Genomic DNA, 23737 nt, shown 5'->3' with positions numbered 1-23737 from the left:
CGCGCGGCCAGCCGCTCGGCCCGTTCCTCGGCGGTTTCTTCCGGCGTTTCGGTCGCCTCGGCGGCCGCAGCATCGGCGATCTGCGGCGCCGGCTGACGGCTTGGCTGTTTGCGCCCCTTGCCCGAGGCGGCGCGGATGCCGGCATTGACGCCAGAGCTGATCGCCTTGCGCATCAGGATGCGCAGCACCATGTTCACCAGCTGGTTCAGGTTCATGCCATCGGTCCTTTCCTCCGGCCCTTCTGGGCCCGGAATGTGAGGATTTCAGGGCGTCCCCTTGGTCAATCCTCGAAAAGTTCGGTCTGGCCCGGCGCCTCTTCCTCGTCGGGATCCGGCTCGGCCCCCTCCTGCCCCAGCGAAAACGCGCCCGGCGGCGGGCGGTTTTCCAGCAGCCCGGAGGCGCGCAGTTCTTTCAGCCCCGGCAGGTCGCGGGCGCTTTCCAGCCCGAAATGGTCCAGGAATTCCGGCGTCACCACGAAGGTCACCGGACGGCCCGGTGTCATCTTGCGGCGGCCAAAGCGGATCCATTCCATCTCCAGCAACTGGTCGATGGTGCCGCGCGACACCGACACGCCGCGGATCTCTTCGATCTCGGCCCGCGTCACCGGCTGGTGATAGGCGATGATCGCCAGCGTCTCGATCGCGGCGCGGCTGAGCTTGCGGGTCTCGACCGTTTCCTTCTGCATCAGGAAGCCCAGGTCGCTTGCCGTGCGGATCGCCCAGGCTTCGCCCACGCGCACCACGTTCACGCCGCGCCCCTCATAGCGTTTGCGCAGGCGCACCAGCGCTTCGGAAGCATCGCAGCCATGCGGCATCCGCGCCTCAAGGTCGCTGACCATCACCGGCTCGGTGCTGGCAAACAGAACCGCCTCGACCATGCGCTCCTGTTCGCCCATGGGAGGTGCCGCAAACAGGCTGTCCTCTTGGTCTTCGGAAATGTCCGTCACGACGTTCATGTTCTCCTGCGGAGATGGATCGGGGCAAAGGTTTCACTTTGCCGCAATTCCAGCCGCCCTTCCTTTACCAGTTCAAGCGAGGCCGCAAAAGTCGCCGCCGTGGCCGAACGCCGGCGCACCGGGTCGGCCTCCCAGCCCTCGGGCAGATAGCTGGCGATATCGGTCCACTCGGCGGCAAAGCCGATCAGCGGCCGCATCCGTTCCAGCGCCTGTTCCATGGTGAAAACCGACTCGCGGTCCATTACGAAGGGGCGGAATTCGTCGCGAGTGCGGATGCGCGCATAGCCCTGCATCAGGTCCAGCAGGGTCGCGGTGTATTTCACCGTGCGGATGCGCGCCACGTCCTCGGCCTGGCCGCGGGCGAAGAAATCGCGCCCCAGCCGGTCGCGCGCCATCAGCCGCGCGGCGACGTCGCGCATGGCCTGCAGGCGCTCCAGCTGGAAGGCCAGATGCGCCGCGAGTTCCTCGCCCGAGGGGCCGTCTTCTTCCGGGTCCGGCGGCAACAGCAGGCGCGATTTCAGAAAGGCCAGCCAGGCGGCCATCACCAGGTAATCCGCCGCCAGCTCGATCCGCAGCTGCTTGGCCTTGCCGACAAAGGCCAGGTATTGCTGCGCCAGTTGCAGCACCGAGATCTTGCGCAGATCCACCTTCTGCGTGCGCGACAAGGTCAGCAGCACGTCCAGCGGCCCCTCGAAACCGTCGACATCGACGATCAGCGCCTCGGCGGCCAGCCGTTCGCTGACCGAGACCGCGTCTTCCTGAAATGAATCCTCAGTCATCGGACCGCCCGCTCAAGAGGCTGGAAAGCTCGGCCTCCGCTGCCCGAATGTCAAGCGGCAGGGGATCATGCCGCGCCGCCAGCGCCGCCTGCGCGCGGATTTGTGCCGCCTTGGTCATGCGGCCCGCCGCCTCGGCCACCTGGCGGCGTTCCTGCAGCGTGCCGTTGCAATGCAGGACCACGTCGCAGCCCGCCGCGATGGCCTGCCGCGACAGGCTGCCAAGATCGCCCTCAAGCGCCTTCATCGAAATGTCGTCGGTCATCAGCAGCCCGTCAAAGCCGATCTGCTGGCGCACCAGGTCGATCACCGCCGGTGACAACGTGGCCGGGGCGGCGTCGATGGCGTCGTAAACCAGGTGCGCGGTCATCCCCATCGGCAGGTCGGCCAGCGCCCGGAACGGGGCAAAATCGGTATCGTCCAGCGCCTCGGGCTCGGCGTCGACATGCGGCAGGTCATAATGGCTGTCCAGCGTCGCCCGGCCATGGCCGGGGATGTGTTTCAGCACCGGCAGCACGCCGCCATCCAGCAGCCCCTGTGCCACTGCCCGGCCCAGTGCCGCCACCTCGGCGGCGTCGCCGCCATAGCAGCGGTTGAACAGGAAATCATGCGTCTGCGGCCCGGCCAGATCGACCATCGGGGCGCAGTTGCTATCGATCCCCAGCGCGCGCAGCTCGGCCGCGATCAGGCGATAGCGCAGGTACATCGCCCGCTCGGCCGCCTCTCCGGCCTGCGCCACATGATCCAGCGGCGGCAGCCAGTCCCGCCCCAGCGGCGGGCGCAGCCGCTGCACCCGGCCGCCTTCCTGATCGATGGTGATCGGCGCCGCGCGGCCCACCGCCTCGCGCATGTCGCTGCACAGCGCGCGGATCTGGTCGGGAGATTGCAGGTTGCGGGCGAACAGGATGAATCCAAACGGATCGGCCTCGCGGAAAAACGCGCGTTCTTCCGCCGTCAGGCGCAGCCCTTCCGCATCGAGAATGGCCGCGCCGAAGCTCACCGCGCGGTCACCGGGATGCAGTCGGCATTTTCGGCCACCAGCACCGAACAGAACCGCCGCGCATCGCTGAGATCGTCAAAGCCCAGCGCCCGCAGCCGATAGAAGGTGCGCCCGCCGCTTTCGGCCTCCTGGATCACCCGCTCCTTGGTGCCGAGATATTCCTCGAACCGACCGACCAGCCGATCCCATTCCTCGCGCGCCACCTCGGGGGTCTCGAAGGCGCCCAGCTGTGCCATCTGAGTGCCGGCGGTCAGGCTGGCCGGGTCGACCTCTTCCGTCACCCGCGGCGCCGCCACGACCGGTTTCGCGCTGACCCGCATTGCCACCGGGCGCACCTGCGGCCGCAACGACCGGCGCAGTCCCGGCCCGGTGAACACCGCCGGTTCCGGGCGCAAATCTGCGTCTGTTGCGGCAGCGGCAAGCACTTCGGGCTGCCCGCCGGTTTCGGCCAGATCGTCCTCGTTCTCGGTCGAGCCTTCTTCTTCGGCCCGGACGCCGGCCAGCAGCCGCTCGACCAGCGCGTCAACGCTCTGCTCTTCCAGGTCCGGCACCTCGCCGGTTTCCACCGCGACCTGCTCGGCCTCGACCGGGTCGTCACCGTCGCCCAACTGCCCCATCGGGCGGTCTTCCTCGGCCAGTTCCACCGGCCGGGGCGCCAGCAACAACTGATCGGCCGGGGGCGAAGCCACGCCCTGGGCCGCCACCGCGTTGACCGCCAGCCCCTGATTGTCAGCCGGTTCGCCGCCGGGATGTTCCGGCTGCACCCGCATCGGCCCCTCGATCGCGCGCACCACCGGCACGCCGCTGACATCGCGCATCACCAGTTCATAGCCCCAGACGCCGATCCCGGCGACCAGAAACAGAGAACCTGCCGTTCCAAGAAAATTGATAAACTGTTTAATCCCGCCGGAAGACTGATTGCCATAGCCCCGCGCATCGACACTTCGGTCGTACTCGATTTCCGCCATTGTCGCCTCACTGCCCCGGTCCCGCGGTCAAAACCGCTTGCGGGTTGCCTGATCTGCCGCAACCGGCGCTTCGGGGCGATTTATCTACCGCATCTCCCGCGCCGGTGTGACGCCGAGAATACCAAGACCTGCGGAAATAACAACGGAAACGGCACGGGCCAGCGCCATTTTTGCCTGACTGGCCGTGGGATTGTCCTCTTGAAGGAAGCGCAGCTCGGGCAAATCGTTGCCCCGGTTCCACAGCGCGTGGAAATCCCCGGCCAGCTCGTAGAGGTAAAACGCAACCCGGTGCGGTTCATGCGTGCGCGCGGCGATCTCGACTAGGCGCGGCCATTCCGCCAGCTTTTTCGCCACCGCCAGTTCCGCCTCATGCGCCGCCTGCGCCAGGTCGGCCGCCGCCAGCGTGGTGTCATCGGCGGCAATACCGGCCTCGGCGGCCTTGCGCATCACGCTCATCACCCGGGCATGGGCATATTGCACGTAGAACACCGGGTTCTCGCGGCTTTGTTCAAGCACCTTGTCGAAATCGAAATCCAGCGGCGCATCGTTCTTGCGGGTCAGCATGACAAAGCGGGTAACATCGGGCCCAACCTCGTTCACCACGTCGCGCAGGGTCACGAAATTGCCCGCCCGCTTGGACATCTTGAACGGCTCGCCATTCTTGAACAGCCGCACCAGCTGGGTCAGCTTGATATCCAGCGGCACCTTGCCGTCCGACAGCGCAGACACCGCCGCCTTCATCCGCTTGACATAGCCGCCATGGTCGGCGCCGAACACGTCGATCAGCGCGTCGAAATCGCGGCTGATCTTGTCGTAGTGATAGGCGATGTCGGGCGCGAAATAGGTCCAGGCGCCGTCCGATTTCATGATCGGCCGGTCGACGTCATCGCCATGTTCGGTCGACTTGAACAGGGTCTGTTCGCGCGGCTCCCAATCCTCGGGCGTCTTGCCCTTCGGCGGCTCCAGCACGCCGCGATAGATCAGCCCCTTGTCGCGCAGCGCGTCGATGGCCGCCTCGATCCGGCCGGTGCCGTAAAGCGAGCGTTCCGAGAAGAACTCGTCCATCTTCACACCCAGCGCCGCCAGGTCGGCGCGGATCAGGTCCATCATCGCCTCGGTGGCGTAAAGCCGCAGCTCCTCCAGCCAGACCTCTTCGGGCTGATCCACCCAGGCGTCGCCCTTGTCCTTGGCCAGCGCCTCGCCCACCGGGATCAGGTAGTCGCCGGGATAGGTGCCCTCCTCGAAGGCGACGGTCTGGCCCAGCGCCTCAAGATACCTGAGGTAAACCGACCGGGCCAGCACATCGACCTGGGCGCCGCCATCGTTGATGTAATATTCCCGCGTCACCGCGTAGCCGGCGAAATCCAGCAGGCTGGCCAGCGCATCGCCGAACACCGCGCCACGGGTATGGCCGACATGCAGCGGCCCGGTCGGGTTGGCCGAGACATATTCGACATTGATCCGCTGCCCCGCGCCCATGTCGGACCGGCCAAAGCGCTCGCCTGAGGCCAGCACCGCGCCGATCACGCCCTGCCAGACCACCGGGGCCAGCCGCAGGTTCAGAAACCCCGGCCCGGCCACTTCGGCCGTGTCGATGCGATCATCCGCCACCAGCCGCGCCGCCAGCGCCTCGGCAATATCGCGCGGCTTCAGGCCGGCGGGCTTGGCCAGCACCATCGCCGCATTGGTCGCCATGTCGCCATGCGCGGCATCGCGCGGCGGCTCGACCGTCACATTGTCATAGGCCAACCCGCCGGGCAGCTGGGAGTCAGCCACCATCGCGTCGAGCTGCGCCAGAACGAGGGTGCGGATATCGGCGAACAGGTTCATGGTCAGGGCATTCCTTGATTATCGGCGCGGTTTAGCATTCCTGTATCGGAGTACAAGAATGAAGGCGATGCACGCCTCTGCAGGCGCCTAAACGAAATCGGCCGGCGACGGGCTGGCCGCCTCGCCGCGCCGGCCGAAGATCCGTTCGTGTTCCTGCAAGGCGAAGCGGTCGGTCATGCCGGCGACATAGTCGGACACGATGCGCGCCAGCGCGGTTTCGTCGCGCACCTCGTCTACATCCTTGCGCCATTGCTTGGGCAGGCTTTCGGGATGATCCATGTAATAGGGGAACAGGTCATTCACCACCTGGGTCACCCATTCACGCATCTTCACCACGCTGGGCGCACGGTACATGCGTTCGAACAGGAAGGCGCGGGTCACTTTCAGATCGGCGAACAGCGCGTCGGAGAACCGGATCACCGGCTGTCCGGCGCCGCGCACCTCGTCGACCGATTGCGGGTCGATCTTGGCCAGGCGCTGCTGGGCAAAGCCGATCACGTCCTCGACCAGCACGCCGAAGAAGCGCCGCAGCGCTTCGTGCCGGCGCCGGTAGTAATTGAGACCGGGATATTTGCGGTCCACCTCGGCGAAACAGTCCTGCAGGATCGGCAATTCGGCCAGTTCGTCGGTAGAGAACAGTTCGGCCCGCAGCCCGTCATGCAGATCGTGGTGGTTATAGGCCACATCGTCCGAGATCGCCGCCACCTGCGCCTCGGCGCTGGCATAGGTGTGCAGCTCCAGATCGTGCCGGCCGGCATAGTCCGACAGTGCCCAGGGCAAGGTGCCGGTGACCGGCCCGTTATGCTTGGCCAGCCCCTCCAGCGTCTCCCAGGTCAGGTTCAGCCCGTCGAAATCGGCATAGTGCCGCTCCAGATGGGTGACGATGCGCACGGTCTGGGCGTTATGATCGAAGCCGCCATAAGGCGCCATCAGCGCGTGCAGCGCATCCTCGCCGGTATGGCCAAAGGGCGTGTGCCCCAGATCATGGGCCAGCGCCACCGCCTCGGTCAGTTCCACGTCCAGCCCCAATGCCTTGGCAATGGTGCGTCCCACCTGCGCCACCTCGATCGAATGGGTCAGGCGCGTGCGGTAGTAATCGCCTTCATGTTCGATGAAGACCTGCGTCTTGTGCTTCAGCCGCCGAAAGGCGCTGGCATGAATGATCCGGTCCCGGTCCCGCTGAAAGCAGGAGCGGAAACTGCTCTCCTCTTCCGGTACCAGCCGTCCCTTGCTCAGTCCCGGATCAGAGGCATAGGCCGCGCGCATGTGCTGTCGTCCTTGTCGCCTGTCCCTGCGCTTTCTATATTGAAGGCAACGAGGTAATGAAACCGCTCTGGAGCGCCCAATATGCAGCTTCCGCCAAAAGTAACCGACCGTGCCTTCGGACGCCTGGCCGAAATCGGTGCCGCCGACCAGGGCAAGGCCCTGCGCGTGGCCGTCGAGGGGGGCGGCTGTTCCGGCTTCCAATACGAGATTCAGCTCGACACCCCGGCCGAGGATGATCTGGTGCTGGAAGGGGGCGGCGAAAAGGTGGTGGTCGATTCCGTCTCGCTGCCCTTCCTGTCGAACGCGGTGATCGATTTCACCGAAGAGCTGATCGGCGCGCGCTTCGTGATCGAGAACCCGAACGCCACCTCCTCCTGCGGCTGCGGCACCTCGTTTTCGATGTAAGCACAGCGCTGTCCCGAGCGCGCATCGGGACCTTTCGGCCGCAAGTTTCGCGCTGGGTGCCAAGGCCAGCGCGTTGCGGGATGAACCGTGCACCATGGCGCGGAACAAGGGCGCGGATCGTTCCTATGGATCGGTCCGAACCCGTCCGAACCGGCGGCGCGGCCCGCCCGGCTGGCGCGCCTCGGCCCCGGCGATCTGGTCCCAGATCAGGAACAGCCCCGAGGCGACCACGATGGCCACACCCAGAACCGTGCCCCAGCCCGGAATCTCGTTGAAGAACAGCGCGCCCAGAACCACCATCCAGACGAATTGCAGGTTCATCAGCGGCGTCACCGCATAGGCCGTCAGCAGCCGCAGCGCCACCACCAGCAGCCAGCGCGCGGCAAACAGCAACCCGGCATAGGCCGCGACCCAGCCCAGATCGGCCAGCGGCATCGGCGTCCAGACAAAGGGCAGCGCCACCGCCATGGTGCAGCAGATCGCCAGGTTGGGGTAGAACACCTGCGCCAGCGTTTTGCGCTCGAACCGCCCGATATACCGCGCCATCACCATCGACAGCGTACCGAACACCGAGGCGGCAAGCGCAAAGCCATGGCCGGCGCTGACCGATTGGACCCCCGCCGGAAACAGGCACAACACGCCGACAAACCCCGCCAGCAGCGCGCCCCAAGCGGCGGGGTGCACATGTTCGCCCAGGATCGGGCCCGACATCAGCCCGGCCAGGAGCGGCATCAGCGCGATGAACAGGAACATGTCGGCCAGTGGCAGATGCCGGAAGCCATAGAAAAACGACACCGCCGCCGCCACGGTGGCCACGGCCCGCACCGCCATTGCCACCGGCCGCGTGGTCGCCAGGCCGCGCCGCTGTGACGGGTGGCGGTCGGCGATGATGCTCAGCACCACCACGATCAGACCCGACAGCGCATAAAGCTGCGGCGGCGCATAGCTGCCAGCGATCAGCTTGGTGATTGCATCCGCCGAGGAGATCAGCGCCGTATAGACAACAACCAGCGCCGCCCCCAGAACCGCGCTGCGCAGGCCGGTCATCGGGCCATCCCGCAGGCGCGGGCACGGGCGAACTCGGCAAAAAACGCCGCGAACCGGTCGCTGCTCTGCTCGGCCGTGGTCAGGATGTGATGTCCCTCCGCATCCAGGTCGGCCGCGATCAGCGGGCGCATCACCTGCCAGTCGTCGCGGCGCCGCCCGCCCAGACGGTAGAGGCATTCCGAGATCATGCGCAACGGGCCCGGCCGCGCCGCACGGCGAAGCGTCATGCGCCCGCCCGGCAGCCCGGTGTCAAAGGCCGCGCGCCCGGACAGCGCCAGCGCCCAGTTGCAGACGAAATATTCGTGATAGTCATCCGCCACATCCACCTGCGGCCCGCCGTGCATGGCAAAACTCCGGGTCCGGCGCGCCAGCCACCCCTCCCAGATGGGCGAAGGGATCTGGCCGGCATAGCGCAGGGCGATGCAGATCTCGGCCAGCAGATCGGCGTTCTGGTCGAGAAAGGCGAGGATGCCGGCAAATTCGAGGCTGGTCAGCGCCGCGGCCGACAGGCCGGGATCGCGCCGGCCATAATCGCTGAGATAGAAGACAATATGGGTAAGTTCATAGGCTGCCTTGCGGTTCGGCACGGCAAAGGTGGTCGGCCGCCCGATGAAGTCGCGCAGCCGCGCGTCCAGCCCGGTATGCTGCGGCAGCGGGTCCACCCCGCGCCGCAGCATCAGCCGCCGCGCCTCGGCCCGCTGCAAATCCGACAATTCGCCGTGAACCAGCCCCTCGCGCGCAGCCCAGTCCACCAGCGCCGCCCCCTTGGTTCCGGGTAGGCCCAGATCTTCCAGGTCGAGGCAGATGGACAGGATAAAGCGATAATATTGCGGGAAAAAGGCCAGCCGCCCTTCAACATCGGCATAGAAGGGCTGATGCGGTGCCAGCGCCGCGAGGTCGGGCTGTTCGCCGGTGGCCTCAAGAATGTTCAGCAGCTCGGCGTTTTCCTTCAGCCAGAACACGTCGCCTTCGTTGCGGCGATGAAAGGCGAAGCTTTCGACAAGCGTGGCAAGCCGGTCCTGCCGGCTCTGCCGCCGGGTCGGGAGGGTCAGGCGAATGACATTGGACATGGTGCAGTCCTTCTTTTGCGCGGGTCCTGACATCCTGTCTTCGCCTGCCCTGCCCGGTGACGATCAGCTGCCCGACGAGAACAGGCCGGTCACCTCGCCCAGCACGCTGTCGCTGCTGGCGTGCGGGGCCGAGCCGGAGGAAAACAGCCCGGTCGCCGCGCCATCGGATTGCCGCGCCGAGGCTTCGGGCGCCGAGCCGGACGAGAACGCGCCGGTGGCCGCGCCATCCAGCATCGCGGACACCCCGGCCGGGGCCGACCCGGACGAGAACATCCGGGTGCCCTCGCCGTCGAACATGCTGGCGGTATCGGTGCGGAATACCGCGCTTGCACGGTCGTCGATTTTACGTTGAGCGGTCATGTGAAAAACTCCCTGTTGCGGTGTGGAACAGCGCCGACGCTTGCACCCTGAGCGCGAAACACAAAGTAAAATTTCTAGCAATAGTTGATACTTGCGGGGCTTATCCACATCAGGAACGCCGTGCAGAATGCCGCGCCCGAACCGCAACCGTTCGGCCCGCGCCGCAGAAAAAAATCTTTTCCACATGCGCTCTATCCCTCCGAAATCGCCCCCTCCGCCCGGTGCCGAAAGGCGAATCACCCAAGGCCGGCTGCGGCTTCGCCCGCGCCCCGATTCGGTGCCGCGCGGGTTGCCCCGCGCGCGCCGCTGGGCCATAGAGTCGGAAACCTTTTCCGGCACAGGCGGGCGCGATGAAAATTGCCACCTTCAACATCAACGGTATCAAGGCCCGCGCTCAGGCACTGCCCGCCTGGCTGGACAGCGCGCAACCCGACGTGGTGCTGCTGCAGGAGATCAAATCGCAGGATGACAGCTTTCCGCGCGAGCTGTTCGAAGAGCGCGGCTATAACGTGGAAACGCACGGGCAGAAGTCTTTCAACGGTGTGGCGATCCTGTCCAAGCTGCCGCTGGAGGATGTCAGCCGTGGCCTGCCCGGCGATGACAGCGACGAGCACGCGCGCTGGATCGAGGCAACCGTGGTGGGCAAGCAGGCGCTGCGCCTCTGCGGATTATACCTGCCCAACGGCAACCCGGCGCCGGGGCCGAAATTTGACTATAAACTCGCCTGGATGGAACGTCTGCGCACCCGAGCACGGGCGCTGCTGGAGGCCGAAGAGGTTGCGCTGATGGCCGGCGATTACAACATCATTCCGCAGGCCGAGGATGCCAAGCGCCCCGAGGTCTGGCGCGAGGATGCGCTGTTCCGCCCCGACAGCCGCGCAGCCTTTCGCCGCATCGTCAACCTCGGCTTTACCGAGGCCTTCCGGGCAAGGGTCCAGGGCCCCGGCCATTATTCCTTCTGGGATTATCAGGCCGGTGCCTGGAACCGCAATGACGGCATCCGCATCGATCATTTCCTGCTGACGCCGCAATGCGCCGATCTGCTGACCGATTGCGGCATCGATGCCGAGATCCGCGGCCATGACAAACCCTCGGACCACGTGCCGGTCTGGGTCGAACTGGATATCTGACCGACCCGCTTCAAGCGCCGGTTCCCTTGCACCCGCCGCGGTGCGCGCATAGGTTTTTCAAAAAGGAGTGCAGTGCATGGCCATGCAAGCCCATGAGATCGAGGCGCTGATCCGCGCCAGCTTTCCCGACGCCCAGGTCACCATCACCGATCTGGCCGGCGACGGGAACCACTATGCCGCCGAGGTGATCGACGAAAGCTTTCGCGGCAAGAACCGGGTGCAGCAGCAGCGTGCCGTCTATGCCGCGCTGAAGGGCAAGATGGACGGGCCGGCCGGAGAATTGCACGCGCTGGCGCTGACCACCAAGGCGCCGGACTAGGAGCAGGGCGATGACCATGGGCCGGCGGCTGCGGATCAGCAGCCTGATCGCCCCGGCCATCGCCGCCCTGACCGAGGCCTGGACCGCGCAAGGCCTGCGCTGATCCTGGGCGAGGACGAGATCAAATCTCCCCGCCATCGCGGCCTGCGGGGGCGCCTATGGACCGCAGCCGCCCTAAAACCTATATTCGGGAAAAGACCGATCGAAACACCTGACCCATCGGACCTGATCCCAGGACTAGAGGAACACGCAAAATGACCGAAACCACCGAAATCTCCACCCAGATCCAGGACACGATCAGCTCGAACGACGTCGTGCTCTACATGAAGGGCACCAAGGAAATGCCGCAATGCGGGTTTTCCTCGCGGGTGGCAGGGGTGCTGAACTACATGGGCGTCAGCTTCAAGGACGTGAACGTGCTGGCCGACGAGGCGATCCGCCAGGGGATCAAGGATTTCTCCGACTGGCCGACAGTGCCGCAGCTTTACGTCAAGGGCGAGTTTGTCGGCGGCTGCGACATCATCACCGAGATGACCCTGTCGGGCGAGCTGGACACGCTGTTCGACAATACCGGCGTCGCCTATGACAAGGATGCCGCCAACAAGATCCGCGAAGCCAACGGCTGATCCTTCGGCGCGCGGTCCCGGATCAGGTCCGGGACGGCGCCCCTGCCCCGGACCTGATCCGGGGCCTCGACCATCCCCGCAAAGCTGATCGAACCGGCGCTGCGCTGCCCCGGCGACCGCGCCGGGGCCTCCAGGCCCCGCCATCAGCCGGCCGCGCCCTCTTCGACATATTGCGCCAACGCCTCGGCACGGGCGGCCAGGTCGGCCAGCGTGTCGGTCACCTCCTGCGGCACCACCGGCACCTCGACACGCTCGGGCTCGCCCCGTGCCGCGCCGCCATCGCGCAGCTGGTCCAGCTCGGCCTCTTTCTCGGCCAGGCGCTCTTCCATCTCGCGCAACCGGTCCTCGACCGAGGCGGTCTTGTCGGCCAGCATCAGCCCTGCCATCAGCAACATCCGCGCCTCGGGCATCCGCCCGATCTGGTCCGACAGCACCTGTGCCTCGTCATCCAGCATCCGCGCTGCCGCGTGCAGATAGCTTTCCTCGCCTTCCTGGCAGGACACGTCGAAGGCGCGCCCGCCGATCCGTATCGTCACCTCGGGCATCAGGCGTCCTCCTCATCGGCGGGCTGGGCCACCCCGTTCAGCATCGGTTCCAGCCGGGCCAGAATCGCCGCCGCCTCGGCCATGTCGGCGGCGCGGGTGGCACGCAGGCCCTCCAGTTCGGCCAGCATCGCCTGGTTGATCAGCTGTGGTTCGCCGATTCCCGCCGCGTTGGCCTCGCGCAGCGCCGCGTTCGAGGCGCGCAGCTGGTCATTGGCCTGCCGCAGCCGCTGCAGATCCGAGTCAAGCTGCACCGCGACACGGGTCTGAGCCTCAAGCTCGCCGCGCAGCTTGTCGACCTCGGCACTGTCGCCCAGCCGCGCCTGCAGCGCCTCCATCTCGGTGAAATGTTTCTGATGCAGCGCGCGTAGCCGTTCCTTCAACTGCGCATTGGCCAATTTCTCTTCTTCCAGAGCGTCGGCCAAGGCCTTGTTTTCCGCAGACAACCCGGCATTGGCGACCAGTTTTTCAGCCCCCGTGCCAATCCGGTCCATCGCCGCCGCAAGACGGCCCTGTAATTCCTCTATCGTACTCATGCCCCTCACCCGGTCTCTCACGGTTCGAATGCGCCGCCGGGACATGTCCGGCCTGCCCGCCCCCGGCGCGAATCGGTCAAACGCCGATATCTTCCGACTCTAGCGAATGAAAAAGGAAATTTCTCCCCATTGAATTTCAGGGGCTTGGCGGGCGCACCTGAAGTGATCTCGACCGTGGTTCGCGCGATCGCTTGATCTTTGACATGCGGCTGGTATTCAGCGCAGACCCTGCAGAACCGTCAAAGGAAGTGCGTCCCGTGGATCTCACCCCTCTCCGCACCAAACATCCCGAACACTGGCAGAAAGCCGCCGCCATTCGTGCCCTTGCGCTGGACGCCGTTCATGCCGCCAATTCCGGCCATTCCGGTATGCCGATGGGCATGGCGGACCTCGCCACGGTTCTGTTTGAAAAGCACCTGAAATTCGACGCCTCTGCCCCGGACTGGGCCGACCGCGACCGGTTCATCCTGTCCAACGGCCATGGCTCGATGCTGCTATATGCGCTGCTCTACCTGGTCGGCGATCCCGAGATCACGCTGGAAGAGGTCAAGAACTTCCGCCAGTGGGGCGCCAAGACTGCCGGCCATCCCGAGAATTTCCTGGCCCGCGCCATCGAGACCACCACCGGTCCGCTTGGGCAGGGCATTGCCAATGCCGTCGGCTTCGCCATCGCCGAAGAGGCGCTGCGCGCCCGCTTTGGCAAGCGGCTGGTTGATCATCACACCTATGTCTTCGCCGGCGATGGCTGCCTGATGGAAGGCGTCAGCCACGAGGCGATCTCGCTCGCCGGGCGCCAGCAACTGTCGCGGCTGATCGTGCTGTGGGACAATAACAACATCACCATCGACGGCACCGTGGACATCGCCGATGCCACCGACCAGCCCGCCCGCTTCCGCGCCGCCGGCTGGGAGGTGATCGAGATCGACGGCCACGACCCCGAGCAGATCGACGCCGCGCTGACCAAGGCGAAATCCTCGTCCCAGCCGTCGATGATCGCCTGCAAGACCCATATCGCCCTGGGCCATGCAGCACAGGATACGTCGAAGGGCCATGGCGCGCTGACCGATCCCGACCAGCTGGTCGCCGCCAAGGCCGCCTATGGCTGGACCGGCGGCCCCTTCGAGGTGCCCGCCGATATCAAATCGGCCTGGGAAGCCATTGGCGCACGCGGCGCCGAGGCCCGCAAGGCCTGGCAGGAGCGCTTCGACGCGCTGACCGACCGGCGCCAGGCCGAGTTCACCCGCGTGATGACCGGCGGTGTGCCCAAGCAACTGGCCGGCACCATCCGCGCGCTGAAAAAACAGGCCGCGGAAAACGCGCCCAAGGTGGCGACGCGGGCCAGCTCGGAAATGGTGCTGGAAGTGATCAACCCGATCATGCCGGAAACCATCGGCGGCTCGGCCGACCTGACCGGGTCGAACAACACCAAGACCGGCGATCTGGGCATCTTCCTGCCCGAGGACCGCAAGGGCCGCTATATCCATTACGGCGTGCGCGAACACGGCATGGCGGCGGCGATGAACGGCATGGCCCTGCATGGCGGCATCCGCCCCTATGGCGGCACCTTCATGTGCTTTACCGACTATGCCCGCCCATCGATGCGGCTGGCGGCGCTGATGAAGGTGCCGACGGTCTTCGTGATGACCCACGACTCCATCGGCCTGGGCGAAGACGGCCCGACACACCAGCCGGTGGAACACCTGGCGATGCTGCGCGCGACGCCCAACATGAACGTCTTCCGCCCCGCCGACACGGTGGAAACCGCCGAGGCCTGGGAGCTCGCGCTGCAATCCACCGAGACCCCGACGGTGCTGTCGCTGACCCGCCAGGGCCTGCCGACGGTGCGCACCGAATACAAGCAGAAGAACCTGACCGCACAGGGCGCCTATGTGCTGGCCGAGGCGCAGAACAAGCGCCAGGTGATACTGATCGCCACCGGCTCGGAAGTGGCGCTGGCGCTGAAGGCACGCGAGATGCTGGAAGCGGATGGTATCGGCACCCGCGTCGTGTCGATGCCCTGCATGGAGCTGTTCGCGGCGCAGGACGAAAGCTATCGCCGCAAGGTGCTGCCGGCCGGCCCGGTGCGCGTGGGCATCGAGGCCGCGGTACAGCAGGGCTGGGAACGCTGGCTGCTGGGCGAACGCGGGCGCGAGGCCAAGGCCGGCTTTGTCGGCATGGACAGCTTTGGCGCCTCGGCGCCGGCGGGTGAACTGTTCGAGAAATTCGGCATCACCGCCGAGGCGACGGTTGCCAAGGTCAAGGATCTGCTGGGCTGACCGGCACCTTCCCCGGCCCCGCATGGGGCCGGGCCTGACCTAGGCGGTTTTCTGAAGTCTTACCGGAAGCTGCCCGGCCTTCCAGCTGCGGCAGGCATCACCGAAGGCCGTGAACAACGGGCGCGAAACCGGATCGTTCGCGGCGTCCCATTCCGGGTGCCACTGCACGCCCAGGGTAAAACCCGGCGCATCCTTGACATAGATCGCCTCGGGCGTGCCATCGGGCGCATGACCGTCGATCACGATGCGCGCGCCGGGGGTTTTGATGCCCTGCCCGTGCAGCGTGTTGGTCATCACTTTGGTGGCACCGAACACCTGGTGGAACGGTCCGCCTTCGGTCACCGTCACCTCGTGGCGCAGGGCGAATTTTTCCTCGATGGTGCCATCCGGCGGCATCCGATGGTTCATCCGTCCGGGCAATTCGCGGATCTCGGGGTAGAGCGACCCGCCCATGGCGACGTTCACCTCCTGGAACCCCCGGCAAATGCCCAGGAAGGGCTGCCCGCGTTCGACACAGGCGCGCACCAGCGGCAGCACGATCGCATCCCGCGCCCGGTCAAAGGCGCCATGCGCCTCGGTGGCGGCCTCGCCATATTCCTCGGGATGCACATTCGGCCGCCCGCCGGTCAGGACAAAGCCGTCGCAGGCTTCCATCAGTTCCGGCACCGAAACCAGATTGGGATCGGCCGGGATCAGCAGCGGCATACATTGCGATACCGCGGACACGGCGTTCGAATTCATCGAACCGCCAGCGTGAACCGGGTATTGATCATTCAGCAGGTGGACGTTTCCGATAATGCCGACAACGGGGCGAAGCATGGCTGTGCCTGATTAGTTTGCGCCTACCCAATGTAGTACCGTCGGCAGACGGTGACAACAACCTGACCCTGCGTGACGGCGCAGCCTGCCCTGCCCCAACGCACAAAATACCGGCAGCGCCAAGGGACGCGATCAGGCCTCTCCGGCCAGTCCCGCCGCCTCGATTCCCGCCAGGCCGGCCTCGGCATCGTTTTCAGAGGTATCGCCGGTCACGCCGACCGCCCCGATCACGTCGCCCTTGCGGTCGCGCACCAGCAGGCCGCCAGGCACCGGAACCACTTGGCCACCAAACAGCCCGTTCACCGCACCCATGAAATAGGCCTGTTGTTCGGCCCGGTCGCGCTGGGCGGTGCCCGTCATGCCCAGCATCACGCTGCCATAGGCCTTGCCATGGGCGACGGCGAAACGCCCGGGCGCAGCCTTGTCTTCGCGCTCGAACGCGATCACGTGACCGCCGGCGTCCAGCACCACGACCGAGAGCGGTTTCAGTTCCAGTTCACGACCCTTTTCCAGGGCCTTGCGAATGATGGTGCGCGCCTTGCGCAGCGAAATGCTCATGCTCTGTCCTCTCCCCGATCGGATTCTGTTAAATTATTGGGCTGCCTTCAGCTCCAGCCGGCGCTGATGCAGCACCGGTTCAGTATAGCCCGAGGGCTGCACCCGTCCCTTGAACACCAGGTCGCAGGCGGCCTGGAAGGCCAGCCCGTCGAATTCCGGCGCCATCGGGCGATAGGCCGGATCGCCGGCGTTCTGGCGGTCGACCACGGCGGCCATCTTCTGCATCGCCGCCATCACCTGTGCCTCGTCGACGATGCCGTGATGCAGCCAGTTGGCCAGCGCCTGCGACGAGATCCGGCAGGTGGCCCGGTCTTCCATCAGGCCCACATCGTGAATGTCGGGCACCTTGGAACAGCCGACGCCCTGGTCGATCCAGCGCACCACGTAACCCAGAATGCCCTGCGCATTGTTCTCGATCTCGCGGCTGACCTGCTCGTCGGTCAGGTTGCGGCCTGTCATGATCGGAATGGTCAGCAGATCGCCCAGCGTGCCGCGCGCGCCGCCGGCGGCGATTTCGTCCTGGCGCGCGAACACGTCGATCTGATGATAATGCGTGGCATGCAGGGTTGCCGCCGTCGGCGATGGGACCCAGGCGCAGTTGGCGCCGGATTTCGGGTGGCCGATCTTCTGCTCCAGCATGTCGGCCATCCGGTCCGGCATCGCCCACATGCCCTTGCCAATCTGCGCCTTGCCCTTCAACCCGCAGGCCAGCCCGATATCGACGTTGCGGTCCTCGTAAGAGGAAATCCAGGCCGTCGATTTCATCTCGCCCTTGGGCAACATCGCCCCGGCTTCCATGCTGGTATGGATCTCGTCGCCGGTCCGATCGAGGAAACCGGTGTTGATAAAGGCCACCCGCTGTTTCGCGGCGCGGATACATTCCTTGAGGTTGACGCTGGTGCGCCGCTCTTCATCCATGATGCCGAGCTTTACGGTGTTGCGCGGCAGGCCCAGGATGTCTTCGACCATGTCGAAAATCTCGACGGCAAAGGCCACCTCTTCCGGACCGTGCATCTTGGGCTTGACCACATAGACCGAGCCATGGGCCGAATTTCCGCCCTCGGCCTTCAGGTCATGCATGGCGATCAATGTCGTCACCAGCGCATCCATCAGCCCTTCGCCGATCTCGCGCCCTTCCGCGTCCAGCACGGCGGGGTTGGTCATCAGGTGACCCACATTGCGCACCAACATCAGCGACCGCGTCTTGACCAGTTTCTCGCCGCCATCCGGGCTGTGATAGGTCTCGTCCGCCTTCAGCTTGCGGGTGAAGGTCTTGCCGCCTTTAGTCACCTCTTCGGCCAGGTTGCCCTGCATCAGCCCCAGCCAGTTGGAATAGGCCAGAACCTTGTCCGCGGCATCGACACAGGCGACCGAGTCCTCGCAATCCATGATTGTCGAAACCGCCGATTCCAGCCAGACATCGCAGATGTCGGCCGGATCCTGCGCCCCGACCGGGTGTTTCGGATCGATCACGAGTTTGATCAGCAAGCCATTCTTCTTGAACAGGATTTCAGGCTGCCCATCGGGGTTGTCCCGATAGCCTTCAAACTGACCCGGCTCTGCCAGCGCCACGGCGTTGCCGTCACTTTCCACGATCAGCGCGCCATCCTCGACCGCAACCTTTGTCACATCGGCCCAGGTGCCGGATCCCAGAGGCACCGCCTTGTCCAGATGCGCCTTGGCCCAGGCGATCACCCGCGCGCCGCGCTCCTTGTCATACCCGCCCGCCGAGGGCAGATTTCCCAGCGCGTCGGTCCCGTACAGCGCATCATAGAGCGAGCCCCAGCGCGCATTGGCGGCATTCAGGGCAAAGCGCGCATTGGTGATCGGCACCACCAGTTGCGGCCCCGGCAGGCTGGCGATCTCGGGGTCGACCCCGTCGGTTTCGATGGCAAACTCCGGCCCCTCGGGCAGCAGATACCCGATTTCGCGCAAGAACGCTTCGTAGGCCGCCGCGTCATGCGGCTGCCCCTTGTGGCGGATGTGCCAGGCGTCGATCTGTTGCTGCAGCGCCTCGCGCTTGGCCAGCAGCTCGCGGTTTTTCGGCCCGAGTTCGGACACCAGGCGCGCCAGACCGGCCCAAAATGCGGCGACGTCCACTCCGGTGCCAGGCACCGCGCGGTTTTCGATGAATTCAACGAGGTCCCGGGCCACTTTCAGCCCGCTTCTGTCCAGCTGATCGCTCATGGCCCGTCGTCCCTCCAAATGTCGCCCATCCCCGCTGATTAGACAGAAAGCGGGTATCGGGCAACAGCGGGGTCAACAATTTTTACCAATATAAGCTATCAGCTTTTTCGTTTTGCATTTGACAGTTCGTGGGATCATCGGCGCAGCGCGCAGAAATTCCGACAGTCGTCAGCCGCCCAATTCGCGTTCCAGCACGGCCGGGTCGGTTTTGGCGGGAACGGTTTCCGGCGTGGTCCCGTACCAGACAATCCAGCCCGCGGTAATCATCATGACGGTCGCCAGGCTTGCCCCGATGGCATAAAGCGACCAACGGTGGCGATGGGTCTGTTTCTCGATATTGGTGTCGGGTGCCGACATCGGTGTCTCCTTCGTTCCCTACGTTGCAAGAGCAGGCCAGCAACATCCGGTTGCCGCCCTGCCCTTTGACACCTAACAAGGCACAAGCCGTTTAGGTTTCAGCAGATCGCGCGCAAGTGATGGAGCCCGTATGAAAGACGCCGCCCCGAAAACCATCTATCTCAAGGATTACACCCCGTTCGGGTTCACCGTTGAAGAGGTGCACCTGACCTTTGACCTTGCCCCAGGCGCGACGCGGGTCAAAAGCCGCATCCGTTTCGCCCCGCGCGACGGCGCAGATGACCGGCGGTTTTTCCTGCATGGCGAAGACCTGACGCTGATCCGGGCCGCGATCGACGGCAAGGAGGTTCAGCCGACGCTTACCGCCGAGGGGCTGACCTGCGACGTGCCCGACGCCGCCTTCACCTGGGAGGCCGAGGTCGAGATCGACCCGGCGGGCAACACCGCGCTGGAAGGGCTGTATATGTCAAACGGCATGTATTGCACCCAATGCGAGGCCGAAGGGTTCCGCAAGATCACCTATTACCCCGACCGCCCGGACGTGATGAGCACCTTTACCGTGCGGATCAATGGCGACCTCCCGGTGATGCTGTCCAACGGCAACCCGGTGGAACAGGGCGAAGGTTGGGCCGAATGGCACGACCCCTGGCCCAAGCCCGCCTATCTGTTCGCATTGGTCGCCGGCGATCTGGTGGCCCATTCCGACAGCTTCACCACCTGTTCCGGCAAAGAGGTCGATCTGAACCTCTGGGTGCGGCCCGGCGACGAGGGCAAATGCGCCTGGGGAATGGAGGCGCTGAAAAAATCCATGCGCTGGGATGAAGAGGTTTATGGCCGCGAATACGACCTGGAGGTGTTCAATATCGTCGCCGTGGACGACTTCAACATGGGGGCCATGGAAAACAAGGGATTGAACATTTTCAACTCTTCCGCCGTCCTGGCCAGCCCCGAGACCGCCACAGATGCAAATTTCGAACGTATCGAGGCGATTATCGCGCATGAGTATTTTCACAACTGGACCGGCAACCGCATCACCTGCCGCGACTGGTTCCAGCTCTGCCTGAAAGAAGGGCTGACGGTGTTCCGCGACGCCCAGTTCACCGCCGATATGCGCTCGGAACCGGTGAAGCGGATCAGCGACGTGATCGATCTGCGCGCGCGCCAGTTCCCCGAGGACAACGGCCCGCTGGCGCATCCGGTCCGGCCCGAAAGTTTTCAGGAAATCAACAACTTCTACACCGCTACGGTTTATGAGAAGGGCGCCGAGGTGATCGGTATGTTGAAACGGCTGGTGGGCGATGCCGCCTATGCCGAGGCGCTGGACCTGTATTTCGCCCGCCACGATGGCGAGGCCTGCACCATCGAGGACTGGCTGCGGGTGTTCGAGGATGTCACCGGCCGCGACCTGGGCCAGTTCAAACGCTGGTACAGCCAGGCCGGAACACCGCGCCTGAAGGTGGAAGAAGATTGGCAGGACGGCACTTACACGCTGACCTTCACGCAAACGACCCCGCCCAGCGCCGCCAACCCGGAGCCGCAGCCGCAGGTGATCCCGATCAATCTCGGCCTGCTGGGGCCGAATGGCGACGAGGTGAAAGAAACCGAGACGCTGGAAATGACCGAGGCGCGGCAGGCCTTCACCTTTACCGGGCTGAGTGCAAAACCGGTGCCGTCGATCCTGCGCGGTTTTTCCGCCCCGGTGATCCTCGACCGCGACAGCAGCACCGCCGAACGTGCCTTCCTGCTGGCCCATGACACCGATCCGTTCAACCGGTGGGAGGCCGGCGGCGCGCTGGCCCGTGCCACGCTGAACGCCATGGCGCTGGAGGATGCCGCACCCGATGCCGCCTATCTTGACGGGATGCTGGCAGTGCTGCGCGACGACACGCTGGACCCGGCCTATCGCGCGCTGATGCTGGCGCTGCCCGGCCAGTCGGAACTGGCGGCGATGCAGGCCGAGGCCGGACATACCCCCGACCCGATGGCGATCTGGACCGCCTGCGAAACGCTGCGCCAGGCGCTGGCCCAGCACGCGCAGGACACCCTGCCGCGCATCTGGGAAACCTGCCGGATCGACGCGCCCTACCGCCCCGACGCAGAGCAGTCGGGCAAACGGGCGCTGGCGGGGGCGGTGTTGTCGCTGATCACCCGGCTGGATGGCGGCGCGCTGGCGGCTAGCCAATATGGCAGCGCCGATAACATGACGCTGCAAGTTTCGGCGCTGTCCTGCCTGCTGAAGGCCGGCAAGGGCCAGGCCGAAACCGCCGCTTTCTACGCGCAATGGCAGCATGACCGCCTGGTGATCGACAAGTGGTTCATGCTGCAGGTGCTGCAGGCAACGCCCGAGACGGCGGCTGCCACCGCGAAGGCGCTGACCGAACATGCCGATTTCAACTGGAAGAACCCCAATCGCTTCCGCGCGGTGCTGGGGGCGCTGACCGGCAATCATGCCGGGTTCCACGCCGCCGACGGCGCTGGCTATGCGCTGCTGGCCGACTGGCTGATCCGGCTGGACCCGGTGAACCCGCAGACCACCGCACGCATGTGCGCGGCCTTCCAGACCTGGCGCCGCTATGATGCCGGGCGGCAAGGGTTGATCCGCGCACAGCTTGACCGCATCGCCGCGCAGCCCGGCCTGTCGCGCGACACCACCGAGATGATCACCCGCATCCAGGGGAACTGACCGATGCGCCAAACCTGCCGGATCACCGGCGCCGCCCCGGCGCGGCAGGCCGCCAAGCGCGGCAACGTTGCTGGGCGGTGACAACGCCGTTTGAGTTCCGCCGCCAGGGCCGCTCGCGCCGGGCCCTCCTGGCGCTGGCGGTCACTTATGGCCTGATCCTGGTGGCGCTGCTGGTTTTCGACGCCGCCTGGTGGCTGATGGCGCTGCTCGGCCTGTGCACCCTGCCGGCGCTGTGGGACGTCTGGCGCAACCCGGCGGCGGGGCTGAGCCTGACCGGGGAGGCATTGAGCTGGCACAGCGGACGCCGCCGCGCCGAGGTTCCCCTGTCCGAGATCGACCATTTGCGGCTGGACACGCGCTGGGATTTCTCGGTGCGGGCCACCGCGCTGCTGACCAATGGCAAGCGCCTGCGCCTGCCCTATGAATCGCTGCCGCCGCATCGCAGCTTCGAAGCCGCGCTTCAGGCGCGCGGCATCCGGGTGGAACGCCACCATTTCAACGTGTTCTGAACCGCTGATGCGGCGCGGAAAAAGACCCCCTCCCCCGGAACACCATACCAGCGCCTTGTTTGCGCCCGATTGAAGGTGACAATAGCGCAACATGCCGCCCACCCGGCATTCGGAACGGATTGAAGATGCACGAATACCTGTCTCGTCTCCTCGAACAGCTCTCGGACAAGCTGCACATGCTGTGGACACGGCTGGGCGGTGCATCGGGCGCGGAAGAGCCGGAACCGGTTTATGCCCTGCCCCGTCCGGATCACGCCGACAAGCTGACCATCCCGGTCTGCGAGGCGGCGGCGGACGAGACCGCCCAGCGCGAGGCGCAGGCGCGCGGCCAGTTCCTGGCCCGGCAGGAACGCTGGGACGACCTGATTGACGAAATCCGCAACGCCGACAAGGCCCGTGCCGCCACCCCCGGCGGTGCGCCGATTGCCGAACTGCTGGCCTTCGGCGCCCGCAGTGACGTGGTGCTGGCCGCCGAACACGCCCTGCAAGAGGGCAAACCTGCCGCCGACGCACCGCTGCTGACCGGCATCAAGGCGCTGGAGACCGTGCGCCGCGAAAGCCCCGCAGACCCTTACCTGTCGCTGATCGTGGCGCTGGCGCATCTCGATCTGGGCTGGGCCTGGCGCGGCACCGGCTGGGACGCGGCGCTGCCACAGCTGAACCGCAACCGCTGCATCGCCCATTTCGACCGCGCCCGCGACCTGCTGGCGCCCTATGACGGGGTTGATCTGGACAGTCCGCTGATCGCATCGGCGCATTGCGCCCTGCTGGCCGGCCGGCGCGACGCCCGCAGCCGGGTGAGCGGCGATTACGAGGCGCTGATCGACCTCGACCCGAACAACCCCCGGCACATGCGCGCGTTGGGCTATCACCTGCTGCCGCGCTGGTTCGGCTCCTACGACGAGCTGGAGTTGCAGGCGCGCCGCACCGCCGCACGCACCCAGGCGATCTGGGGCTCGGGCGGTTATACCTGGGTCTGTTTCGACGCCATCGGCATCGACGAAGATGCCTGCGCCAAGGTCGATGTCGGCTTCTTCATCGAAGGGCTGAAAGACATCGCCATGGCGCGCCCGGAACAGGAGATGATCAACCTGCTGGCCGCCTATTGCGCGGTGGTGATCCGCCAGGGCCTGGGGGCCAGCACCGAGGCCGACCTGGCCCGCCTGCAAATTGCCGATTGCGCTTATTGGCTGGTGCGCGAACATCTGACCGAGGTGCACCCGATGGTCTGGGCCCACGCGCTGGACGGGTTCGACAACAATATCCGCGTCAGCTCGGTAAACCGTTTCGCCGCCCGCGGCCGCCGCTCGGCCTTGCAGGCTATCGGCGACCTGTTCCGCGAGGAAATTGCCCAGGGCTGCCACGTCACCTTCACCGCCGAAGGCCCGCGTCTGGATCCGGCCTGACCGGCGCCACGGTCCCGAAGCCGTCAGCCCCGCTCCTTCGCAAACAGCCCGGTCAGCGCGCCGCGCACGATACCGCGCACCGACGGGCGGCGGCCGGGGCCGAAGGGCAGCG

General features: G+C 65.7%; 24 protein-coding genes. 8 read left to right on the top strand and 16 right to left on the bottom strand.

Annotation, left to right across the window (positions count from 1 at the left end; all coding sequences use genetic code 11):
- The 7 genes from CVM52_RS13680 to CVM52_RS13650 form a co-directional block, all read right to left on the bottom strand.
- The coding region (locus tag CVM52_RS13680) for a hypothetical protein (RefSeq protein WP_100163052.1) at positions 1-215 on the bottom strand (215 nt) is incomplete at its 3' end.
- Positions 216-280: 65 nt separating this feature from the next.
- On the bottom strand, positions 281-955 hold the full coding sequence (scpB, locus tag CVM52_RS13675) for an SMC-Scp complex subunit ScpB (protein ID WP_100163051.1): 675 nt from the start codon (positions 953-955) through the stop codon (positions 281-283).
- Positions 952-1734, bottom strand: a complete 783-nt coding sequence (locus CVM52_RS13670) for a segregation and condensation protein A (RefSeq protein ID WP_100163050.1) — start codon at positions 1732-1734, stop codon at positions 952-954. The genes scpB and CVM52_RS13670 overlap by 4 nt, the downstream gene beginning before the upstream one ends.
- Positions 1727-2731 carry a beta-N-acetylhexosaminidase gene (nagZ, locus tag CVM52_RS13665; RefSeq protein WP_100163049.1) on the bottom strand — a complete coding sequence of 335 codons (1005 nt, stop codon included), beginning with the start codon at positions 2729-2731 and terminating at the stop codon, positions 1727-1729. Before nagZ ends, CVM52_RS13670 begins: the two co-directional genes overlap by 8 nt.
- Complete coding sequence (locus CVM52_RS13660) at positions 2728-3699, bottom strand: SPOR domain-containing protein (protein ID WP_100163048.1); 972 nt, start codon at positions 3697-3699, stop codon at positions 2728-2730. Before CVM52_RS13660 ends, nagZ begins: the two co-directional genes overlap by 4 nt.
- Before the next feature lie 84 nt (positions 3700-3783).
- Positions 3784-5529 (bottom strand): arginine--tRNA ligase, encoded by a 1746-nt coding sequence (gene argS, locus CVM52_RS13655; RefSeq protein ID WP_100163047.1) that lies wholly within the window; start codon positions 5527-5529, stop codon positions 3784-3786.
- Between the two features lie 87 nt (positions 5530-5616).
- Positions 5617-6795, bottom strand: coding sequence for a deoxyguanosinetriphosphate triphosphohydrolase (locus CVM52_RS13650; RefSeq protein ID WP_100163046.1), 1179 nt, complete (start codon positions 6793-6795; stop codon positions 5617-5619).
- 81 nt (positions 6796-6876) lie between these two features.
- Between CVM52_RS13650 and CVM52_RS13645 the strand changes: the two genes are divergently transcribed.
- Positions 6877-7200 carry a HesB/IscA family protein gene (locus CVM52_RS13645; protein WP_100163045.1) on the top strand — a complete coding sequence of 108 codons (324 nt, stop codon included), beginning with the start codon at positions 6877-6879 and terminating at the stop codon, positions 7198-7200.
- Positions 7201-7323: 123 nt separating this feature from the next.
- Here CVM52_RS13645 and CVM52_RS13640 read toward each other — a convergent pair whose 3' ends face one another.
- From CVM52_RS13640 to CVM52_RS26910, 3 genes are all read right to left on the bottom strand, one after another.
- Positions 7324-8247, bottom strand: a complete 924-nt coding sequence (locus CVM52_RS13640; protein ID WP_100163044.1) for a DMT family transporter — start codon at positions 8245-8247, stop codon at positions 7324-7326.
- Positions 8244-9317 (bottom strand): DUF6902 family protein, encoded by a 1074-nt coding sequence (locus tag CVM52_RS13635; protein WP_100163043.1) that lies wholly within the window; start codon positions 9315-9317, stop codon positions 8244-8246. The genes CVM52_RS13640 and CVM52_RS13635 overlap by 4 nt, the downstream gene beginning before the upstream one ends.
- A 63-nt stretch (positions 9318-9380) precedes the next feature.
- Complete coding sequence (locus CVM52_RS26910; RefSeq protein WP_172721002.1) at positions 9381-9677, bottom strand: DUF6749 family protein; 297 nt, start codon at positions 9675-9677, stop codon at positions 9381-9383.
- Positions 9678-10027: 350 nt separating this feature from the next.
- Here CVM52_RS26910 and xth point away from each other — a divergent pair, with 350 nt between their 5' ends.
- The 3 genes from xth to grxD all read left to right on the top strand — a co-directional run bounded on the left by xth (position 10028) and on the right by grxD (position 11752).
- The gene (xth, locus tag CVM52_RS13625) at positions 10028-10807 is read left to right on the top strand and encodes an exodeoxyribonuclease III (protein WP_100163041.1); all 780 of its coding nucleotides are present in this window, start codon (positions 10028-10030) and stop codon (positions 10805-10807) included.
- A gap of 76 nt (positions 10808-10883) precedes the next feature.
- The gene (locus tag CVM52_RS13620) at positions 10884-11126 is read left to right on the top strand and encodes a BolA/IbaG family iron-sulfur metabolism protein (RefSeq protein ID WP_100163040.1); all 243 of its coding nucleotides are present in this window, start codon (positions 10884-10886) and stop codon (positions 11124-11126) included.
- 254 nt (positions 11127-11380) lie between these two features.
- Positions 11381-11752, top strand: a complete 372-nt coding sequence (gene grxD / locus CVM52_RS13615) for a Grx4 family monothiol glutaredoxin (RefSeq protein ID WP_100163039.1) — start codon at positions 11381-11383, stop codon at positions 11750-11752.
- Between the two features lie 143 nt (positions 11753-11895).
- Here grxD and CVM52_RS13610 read toward each other — a convergent pair whose 3' ends face one another.
- The gene (locus tag CVM52_RS13610; RefSeq protein WP_100163038.1) at positions 11896-12297 is read right to left on the bottom strand and encodes a cell division protein ZapA; all 402 of its coding nucleotides are present in this window, start codon (positions 12295-12297) and stop codon (positions 11896-11898) included.
- Positions 12297-12830, bottom strand: a complete 534-nt coding sequence (locus CVM52_RS13605) for a hypothetical protein (RefSeq protein ID WP_100163037.1) — start codon at positions 12828-12830, stop codon at positions 12297-12299. The genes CVM52_RS13610 and CVM52_RS13605 overlap by 1 nt, the downstream gene beginning before the upstream one ends.
- Before the next feature lie 257 nt (positions 12831-13087).
- Here CVM52_RS13605 and tkt point away from each other — a divergent pair, with 257 nt between their 5' ends.
- Positions 13088-15106: a transketolase gene (gene tkt / locus CVM52_RS13600; RefSeq protein WP_100163053.1), complete on the top strand. Its 2019-nt coding sequence runs from the start codon at positions 13088-13090 to the stop codon at positions 15104-15106.
- A gap of 39 nt (positions 15107-15145) precedes the next feature.
- Here tkt and CVM52_RS13595 read toward each other — a convergent pair whose 3' ends face one another.
- The 4 genes from CVM52_RS13595 to CVM52_RS13580 form a co-directional block, all read right to left on the bottom strand.
- Complete coding sequence (locus CVM52_RS13595) at positions 15146-15925, bottom strand: gamma-glutamyl-gamma-aminobutyrate hydrolase family protein (protein WP_100163036.1); 780 nt, start codon at positions 15923-15925, stop codon at positions 15146-15148.
- Positions 15926-16057: 132 nt separating this feature from the next.
- On the bottom strand, positions 16058-16483 hold the full coding sequence (locus tag CVM52_RS13590; protein ID WP_100163035.1) for a GlcG/HbpS family heme-binding protein: 426 nt from the start codon (positions 16481-16483) through the stop codon (positions 16058-16060).
- Between the two features lie 33 nt (positions 16484-16516).
- Positions 16517-18670, bottom strand: a complete 2154-nt coding sequence (locus CVM52_RS13585; RefSeq protein ID WP_100163034.1) for a malate synthase G — start codon at positions 18668-18670, stop codon at positions 16517-16519.
- 168 nt (positions 18671-18838) lie between these two features.
- Positions 18839-19027, bottom strand: a complete 189-nt coding sequence (locus CVM52_RS13580) for a hypothetical protein (RefSeq protein WP_100163033.1) — start codon at positions 19025-19027, stop codon at positions 18839-18841.
- A 130-nt stretch (positions 19028-19157) separates the two neighbouring features.
- Between CVM52_RS13580 and pepN the strand changes: the two genes are divergently transcribed.
- The 3 genes from pepN to CVM52_RS13565 all read left to right on the top strand — a co-directional run bounded on the left by pepN (position 19158) and on the right by CVM52_RS13565 (position 23625).
- Entirely contained in the window at positions 19158-21710 is a 2553-nt protein-coding gene (gene pepN, locus CVM52_RS13575; RefSeq protein WP_100163032.1) for an aminopeptidase N, read from the top strand.
- 77 nt (positions 21711-21787) lie between these two features.
- Entirely contained in the window at positions 21788-22219 is a 432-nt protein-coding gene (locus CVM52_RS13570; protein WP_100163031.1) for a glutathione S-transferase N-terminal domain-containing protein, read from the top strand.
- Between the two features lie 125 nt (positions 22220-22344).
- Entirely contained in the window at positions 22345-23625 is a 1281-nt protein-coding gene (locus tag CVM52_RS13565) for a hypothetical protein (RefSeq protein ID WP_100163030.1), read from the top strand.
- The last annotated feature ends 112 nt before the right edge of the window (positions 23626-23737 follow it).

The organism is Pseudooceanicola lipolyticus (assembly GCF_002786325.1).
In the GTDB taxonomy this organism is placed as follows: Bacteria; Pseudomonadota; Alphaproteobacteria; order Rhodobacterales; family Rhodobacteraceae; genus Pseudooceanicola_C; species Pseudooceanicola_C lipolyticus.
Note: the sequence above shows the minus strand (reverse complement) of the source record. Positions and strands in the feature narration are given on the sequence as shown.